Source organism: Ensifer adhaerens (assembly GCF_013283195.1).
Lineage (GTDB): Bacteria > Pseudomonadota > Alphaproteobacteria > Rhizobiales > Rhizobiaceae > Ensifer > Ensifer adhaerens_G.
This window is the reverse complement of record NZ_JABEKT010000004.1, coordinates 607,249-615,141: the sequence shown is the minus strand read 5'-3', so window position 1 is coordinate 615,141 and position 7,893 is coordinate 607,249. Positions and strand designations below refer to the sequence as shown.

The 7,893-nt window shown below is 61.5% G+C and carries 4 protein-coding genes; 2 read left to right on the top strand and 2 right to left on the bottom strand.

Going from position 1 to position 7,893, the window contains the following annotated elements:
- Positions 1 to 557, top strand: a 557-nt coding sequence (locus tag LPJGGPFB_RS29250) for an EAL domain-containing protein (protein WP_173423427.1), incomplete at its 5' end; no start/stop codon positions are given.
- A gap of 421 nt (positions 558 to 978) precedes the next feature.
- Positions 979 to 2,742 (top strand): cation:proton antiporter, encoded by a 1,764-nt coding sequence (locus LPJGGPFB_RS29245; protein ID WP_327795880.1) that lies wholly within the window; start codon positions 979 to 981, stop codon positions 2,740 to 2,742.
- Between the two features lie 868 nt (positions 2,743 to 3,610).
- Here the strand turns inward: LPJGGPFB_RS29245 and LPJGGPFB_RS29240 are convergent.
- Positions 3,611 to 7,126, bottom strand: a complete 3,516-nt coding sequence (locus LPJGGPFB_RS29240; protein ID WP_173423425.1) for a DEAD/DEAH box helicase — start codon at positions 7,124 to 7,126, stop codon at positions 3,611 to 3,613.
- On the bottom strand, positions 7,110 to 7,889 hold the full coding sequence (locus LPJGGPFB_RS29235) for a Hachiman antiphage defense system protein HamA (RefSeq protein WP_173423424.1): 780 nt from the start codon (positions 7,887 to 7,889) through the stop codon (positions 7,110 to 7,112). Before LPJGGPFB_RS29235 ends, LPJGGPFB_RS29240 begins: the two co-directional genes overlap by 17 nt.
- Positions 7,890 to 7,893: the final 4 nt, after the last annotated feature.

The window sequence follows — 7,893 nt, the reverse complement described above, 5'->3', positions numbered from 1 at the left end:
GGTGCGCCGTCGCTCAAGCCAAGGCGTGGGCGACGGCCGGTGTCGATTTCGGCCATATTGCGATCAACGTTTCGTCGTCACAGTTTATCGGGTTGCCCGGCAGCCCTTGCCTTGTGGATGAAATCCTTGGCGCAACCCGCTCAGCAGGGCTGTCACCTCGCCATATCCAGATCGAGGTCACGGAAGGGGTCATGCTGTCGGAGCAGGGTGGCGATATCGGCGCACAGCTTGAGGCGCTGCGTACGGCCGGCTTTATCGTGGCTTTCGACGATTTCGGTACCGGCTTTGCTTCACTCGTGCATCTGAAGGACTTTGCCTATGACCAGATCAAGATCGACGGTTCCTTCGTACGTGCGATGACCGGCTCGAGCGCCGATCATGCCATTGTGAAGGCCATCATCGATATGGCGAAGGCACTGGGAAAGCAGGTCGTCGCCGAGGGGGTTGAAACGGTGACTGAACTCCACGCACTACGAGAGCTTGGCTGTAACTATGGCCAAGGGTTCCTTTTCGGCCGACCCGCCAGCGCATCTGATTTACGAGTTTTGCCCGACTAGCGGACAGGAACAAGGGTCGCCTCACCACGCATTTTTGATGCGAGGTGCGGATGTTCATCTATGCATAGCCGGCGTCGTGTTCGTCGGATAGCCACTCGATATCCGCTTGTTCGTGTGCTGTTGCGTAACCGGTCCTGTCTGATTCCGTCGTCAGAATCTCGTGATGAAGAAGCAGCGCTCCAAGCTTCGGCTTATGTTGCCCGCCGGCTTCGTCAGCATGTGGCCCGAAGGCAGCGATAGCGGGCATTCTTCGAAACCGCCGCGCGGCTCAAACGAAGATCCCAGACGCCTCGCGCCGGCCCGAACCTCAACGAAAATAGACGACGACCCGCTGCGTAACTCTCCACAATAACCACCCCGGCAGACCTCACATAGCAGGAAAGCCTCACATTGCGTGTGTGTTACTCCGCCACATCAGGCAATGCGGCGTTCATGTGGTAGACTTTGCCGACGCCCGCCCGCTCCGCCGAGGCATACGATGACCGACCACCTGCTGGTTCAAAGTCTGTCTATGATCATGGTTTCGGCCGTTGCTGTCGGACTTCTCGCTGCGCTGCGAATGCCTGCCGCCATGGGCTACCTCCTGGCGGGACTTGCGATTGGTCCTTATGGTCTGAATCTCGTGGCACTCGGTGACGATACGCTCTTCCTCGCCGAACTCGGCCTGATCTTCCTGATGTTCATGGTCGGGCTGGAGTTCTCGCTGAGCACCCTGCTTGCAGCGCGCACCGACGTCCTCTTGGCAGGCAGCCTGCAGGTGGGCGGGACGCTTACGACGATTGCCGTCGCGCTCTGGTTGCTCGGGCTTGATCCTCGCATCGCCATTCTGCTTGGTGGCGCTGTGGCGATGTCATCGACCGCCGTTGCCATGAAACAACTCGCCGAACAGGGCGAGATTTCGAGCCAGCATGGACGCTTTGCCCTCGGCATCCTATTGTTTCAGGATATCGCGACGATCCCCCTTCTCGTCGCCGTGGATAGCTGGTCGAGGCAGGCATCTGTCGATCCGTTCGATCTCGTGGGGCGTCTCGGGCTTGCGGCGATCGCACTCATCGCGGTCTCCATCATCGCCCGCCCGCTCGTCCGTACTGTTTTTGCCGGTGCTTCCAGGTCCCGCTCGAACGACCTGTTTCTCCTGGCGGCGCTTTTCGTTGCTCTCGGGGCCGCCTATCTCGCCCATCTCGCTGGTCTGGCTTTGCCGATTGGCGCCTTCATCGCCGGCATGGTGATCGGCGGGAGCGACTTTCAGCACCGCGTCGAGGACGATGTACGACCATTCCGCGACGTCCTTGTCGGCCTGTTCTTCGTCACAGTGGGCATGCAGATAGATCTCCGGCTGATGGTGGTATTTCCCTACGCGATCCTCGCGTGGTGTGTGGTCTTTCTGTTCGGCAAAGCGCTCGTTACCTTCGTTGTCGGGCTCATGCTGCGCAGGTCCGCCGCGATCGCCCTCCACGTCGCAGTCATCCTTGCCCACGGCGGAGAATTCGGCCTGCTATTGTTGACCATGGCCATGAACAGCGGTCTGCTGCCCTCCGAGGTCGGTCAACCGGTCCTCATTGCCCTTGCACTCACCATGGGCCTGGCCCCAGTGCTGATTCAGCACACCGCGTTTGTCGAGCATCTCGTTGGGAATCGGCGGACCCGCGTGGCCGCAACCGAGAATGCGATTCGCGCAACATGCGCGTCGCTCGACCGACATGTTGTGCTGTGTGGATGCGGACGTGTCGGACGCCTCGTTGCGACTGCGTTTGAGGCGGCGAAGATACCGCACATCGCCATTGAGTCCGATCTCGCGCGCTTTAAGGAAGCCCAACGAGAGAGCCACATGATCGTCCACGGCGATGCCGCGCATCGCCGAATACTGTCTGCCGCAGGCCTCGCAAAGGCCAGGCTGGTCGTCATCACTTTTGATAGGCACTCCGCCGTCGAACGGATTCTGAAGTTTGCGAGAGAGCAGCAGATGGCCATTCCCTGTGTTGTCAGTACGGCCGATGATCGCGATATCACGGCCCTTGTCAAAGCTGGTGCAAATGTTGTTTTTCCTGAAAATCTTGCGGCCGGTCTTGCGCTCGCCGACCAATCGCTTCTGCTGTGCGGCCTCACACGGGAAGAGGCAGGGCGGATCGTTACCACTCTTCGAGCCGAGCTTAATCCGGAGCTTCGGGAACGGGTCGGCATCTGATGACCGTGCAGTGCAAGCTCGTCGACGGAAGCTTTTGTAACGCGCTGATAGTGCGAGGCGCTCGCGAAAGCGAACGAGGGGTTTGCTTCTGCTCAACGGCTTGTTCGGGAGCCGATCTCACTTTGCTGCTGGTTGAACGCCTCGTCGGCCCTCGCGAAGAGATGGACGAACTGAGTGAGTGCATTTGCAAGGCATACGAGATGGGCTGGTGAATAGAATCCCTGCGATACCGCTAGGCGTGTTGATAGGCGCTCGGTCTGGCGAGTCGAATCTCCCAAGTCTTGCGCTGAAGGGGTGAAGGCGAAAGAGTTCCGGTACTTCGCAACGGCAGAAATGCCACTGGTGCTCCCGGGTTCGATTTTCGCGGGCGCCTGTCAGGCACAGCGGGGCGAACCAAGAAGATGTCCGCTCAATACGTTATCCCGCCTCAAAAGTACCCCAGCGAAATCGACCGCTGTAGCGCAATTACGAGAGCGGTTTCTGGGCGGGATGCGGAGCGGTCGCAGGGCAGAGGCGTGAGGCGGAGGACTTGCAAGTGTCCGTACAGTCATGCCCGAGCTCTGAGCCTGGGACCATTGCGCGTGCCTGGAAGTTATTCCGCTGCCGGTCCGAGACTATGTTCCCACGTCGGATTTTTGAACGCAGCTTTGCGCCCCGATGCACGAACCCGCATCGCGGGAGGGTGCGCGCGGGGAGGTTGGCGCGATTATCTGGAGTTCTAGGCAGGCTGTAGGTGTGGCCTGACCATGGAGTTCCCTTCAACGAGAGGAACGTTCAATGGCCAGCTTCTCCAACGACACCCCGACCACACCGCTTCGCCAGCGTATGCAGGAAGACATGGCGATGCGAAGGTTGGAATCTCACACATCTAGGCGGCAGACAGGTCCGCCGGCCCAAGGTAGCTGATATCGATCCTGTTGACGTCTTGAGCCACCTGCGCGCGCACCAACCCCGCTCGGGCCGGATTGAGCGCGGCCTGTACCATGCCGAGCGGCGCACCATCGGCCGACAGCACGAGTGACTGATCAGCCCAGTGGTGAAGCTGAACGGGCGTTCCCGGAGGCGGCGGCACGCCGAGCCATGTCGCATTCGCCCAGTATCGCCGATCGGCCCAAGTCCGGTTTTCCGGTGGAATGAAGCTTTGGGTAAATTCCGTCCACATCGCCTTCGTCTCTGCCGTCGGCCACTCCGGCTGGGCGCTCATTGCGGTGACCGCTTCCGAGTTCAACCATTGACGAAGCTCTGAGCCCGTCTGGAAGATCGCACCCGTATCGGTGACGGCCTTGATGGCCGCTAGCCTTGAGGTGAAACCCGCCTGAATCAGGATGGAGGCCGATCGGTTCAACGTTCCTGTCTCGACGGCAGGAACAGCGAAGCCAACCTCATGGTCTTCGAGCGCGAGACTAAAGACGCCAACCACATCGCCGTTCGCGGCCGCGCGAACGCGGAGTGCCTCCATTGCCCACGGAAGGCGATAGACTAGGCCCCCCTCGATGAACTGCAGTGTTTCGGACTCCTGACCGGCGGCGATGCCGGCAAGAGGTTGGCCGAGGAGCCAGGTGCGCAGAATATCGCGCCAGTTCACCGGCCAGGGATCAGGGGTGAAGGGATAAAATGCGAAGACGCGCTCAGCCAAACCCGTGATCGCCGCAATTGTCGCCTCGTCATCGCCTTCCAGTATCCCAGCGTTGGCCTGGATGAGGAGGAGGTTGGCATCTTCCGCTATGGCGTCCAACGCATGCCCAGTCGTCAGCCCAACCCCCGCCAGGAAGTAACCTCGACGGCGCGCTGCTGTCGACTGACTCCAGATAAGGCGGCTGCGGGACACAATGCCCGCCTTCAGAGCCTGCTGCACCTGCTTGTATTGACGTAGCAAGCGACGGTGCCAAAGGGACGATTGCAGGATGTCGTCCAGTGCGGCCTCGATGCCGCCGTCAGGGATATCATTTTCGCCGATGAGGCTGAGGATCGCCGTGTCGAGCGTAGCGACATGCCGCTCCCAATGGGCGAGTGCACGCTCGCGGTCGTCGGGCTTTTCGTGTGCGATCTCGGGAAACGTCCAGGCGGCGGCATTGTTGGCGACGTAGTCGACGACCTGATTCAGATCGCCGCCAATTCGTGCGTGCATACGAGACAGAAGCGTCCAGACGAGAAGCACCAGCCCGCTTTCCATGTTTCGCGCGCCAAGATCGCTGATGAGAGCTTCCCAATTGCGCCGCTTCTTCCCAATATCGTCGAACATCGGAAAAAGGACCATGCCTTCGACGTCGACGTACGCGCGGCCGGCGCGGCCGATGACATTCTTGAACTCAGAGATGTCGATCCTCTCCCCACTGCGGTGGAGAGAATGCATGATGACGGCCGTGGCCGACAGATTGAGGCCCTGTGCCAAGGTTGGCGAGGAGATCGTCACCTTGAGAACACCGTCGCGCAGCAGGCGCTCCACTTCTTTGCGGTAGGCCGTCGGAAGGGCGCCGTGATGCAACGCGACGCCCAGGCGCAGGCATTTCAGGATTGCGCTGTTCGGGCCCAGCCATTCCTCGCCAAGCGCGATTGCGGTGCGGAGGACCGCGGGATCAGCTTCGAGCAGCGTCCGCAGCGCCCCACGCTCATGAAGGTCAACGATTACGTCGGCGAATGGCTCGACGCTTCGCCGGACCGGGCAAAAGATCAGGACGGTCTGCCCATCCTCGATCAGCCGCCAGGCTGTTGCCAGGCAGAGCTCGCGCTGATCGTCGGGGAAGAGCCGCGTTCTCTGACGCTTTGGCGGCACCCAGTTGGGCGGCGCCGTTCCCGTGAGGAACCGCTGGACCCAAGGCCGCTCGTCGCCGACGCGAAGGTTCAACCGCGCATTTGGCGACGTCCATACAACCTCACCGAAGCGCAGCCGGGTCGGTCGCCAGTCGTGCTTGATCACGCCACCCGGATGATCGCGCCGCAGCCAGCCGGCGAAGTCGTCGAGTTGGTCTCCGTCAGGCAATATGGCCGACAGACACACAATCCGCCGTGTATGCGCGTCCGCGCGCCGAAGCAGTCGCTGGATTTGCACCTCGTAGCGCACTTCACGCTCATTGAGTCCGATCATATGGCCTTCGTCGAAAACCAGCAGGCCGACGTCATCGAGAAGAGACGGATCGTTGCGCAATGCGAAATCGAGCTTCTCCGGCGTCGCCACAACAATATTCCGTTCACGGATCGCATCCTCGTCGAAGCCGCTTACCCCGATGCTGCCATAGAGCGCCGAGATAGTCTTGCCGAGCGGACCAAAGGTCCTCTGTAGTGTCGTTTCAGTCTGTGCCGACAGCGCGCGAAGCGGCGTGACGAAGACCACGCGCTTGCCGCCGGCCAGGCAGCGCAGGATGCTAAGCTCGGCAATACGGGTCTTGCCCGCGCTGGTGGGCAGCGAAACCACGAGATCGTCGGACTGGTCGATCGCGCGGGTGGCCGCTTCGATCTGCGACGGCCACAGGTCGACCTCAGCTCTCGGCCGCCGTTGCAGCAGGGCGATGAACAGCTCACGTAGTCGAGGCCAATCGGCCGCCTCGCCACCGGCTGGTTGGAGCGGCACCTTTTCGTGGAAGGTACTCGACCAGAGATCCGACAGGAGGTGGAGCGCGATGCGATGTGCCCACCATTGCGGTAGCATGTTCATCTCACTGCAAATGGAAAGGCTCGTGCGCAGCCGCTCCAGCGCCTGATCGAGCAGCGGCCGCTCACCGCGTTCCAATGCGAGGAGGAACAGCGACATGGCCGCCATAAATGCGTCGGTCAGCGCGGTGTCGAGACCATCGAAGAGGAAATCGTTGCCGTCCGCGGGGTTGCCCGCCGCCTCGGCCTGGTCGAGGTTGGCCTGAATGCCGGCAGTAATTCGGGCATCACTGCCTTCGCCGGACGCCCGATAGTCGAGAACGCTGCTGCGAAGCGTGCTGAAGTTTCGTCGCATCAGCAGGGCAAGTGCCTGTTCGATAGGCGCGAAATTCTCGTCGGCTTCGACGATCGCGAGCAGCGAGTAGGCGCGGGCCGAGAGATGGGCGAGATGATAGCTCGCCGCCGCCATGACGAAATGGAAGTCGCGATCGGCCTCAAGGCGGTCTCCTTTGGCGATCACCGCCTCGAGGGCCGTAGCAGCCTGTTCGAAGGCGGTGCGCGCCTGTGCTGCATCGCCGCCGAGCTCACGAAGGCGAAGGCCGAGCCCGAGAAGACCATACCCATGCGAATGCAAGTCGTAGCTAAGTTGCGGCGCAAAGGCCGGTGCGTCCGGCGGAAGCGCGCCGTCCCGCCAGATGATCGCTCGCGCCTGACCGCGTGCGATGAGACGGCCGCGGAAGCCAGCAGTAGCCGCTTCGGCAATGTCCGCCGCGATTGCTTCAGGTGTTGTTGGCATCGGCGATCACTCGATCATAGACCGCGCCGATGAAGGCGGCGTGTCCCTCCACTCGTAGGCCGACACCCCATTGGTTGATAGGTCCAGGGTAGGCTTGCAGCGAAGCGGTTAGCAGGGCGTCCGGCGCATTGCCGGAAAACGTGAAAAGCAGGTGCTTGACATTTTGCACGGGAATGCCGTGCTTGAGCAGCGCATCGTCAATCGCGTCGGCGAGCGGCAAATTGTCCAGTTCCAGCAGGCGTGCCGAGATGAAGGACAGCGCGTGAGCGGATGGCAGCCCGCCATCCTTGTCCAGGCCCGCGCGCGCGTCGGTGAGAACCTGACCGGTCAGCGCCACGCGGCTCTTCGCTTCGGTTTTAAGAAAGAGCAAGCGTTGGCTGGCGGCATCTTGAAGGATGCCGATAACGTCATCCCCGCGCATCGCCATGTTCCGATGATCCTTCCAGCGCAAGCGTTTGATCGGCGCGCGATATCCACCGCTGTGTGCGTCGATCCACTCCGTCGCGTAGATTTCGCCGAGATCGCCGGAACGGATATTCTTCGTTGTCGGCAGCTTGCCCTCGATGAGCGCGGCGGCGGCCGGCTTGCCGAGTCGGTTGAGCGCCCTGGCAACCGATTCTTCCGACGCATAGTGCCCCGGCACAATGGCCGCCGTCGCCTGGATCCCCGTAGCAAGGCTCGCGGCCTGTCCGGTCATCACCCGACGGACGTGGTTACCGACGGGCTCGTCCACCGAAAGGCACCAATCATTAAACTGCGTCATACCC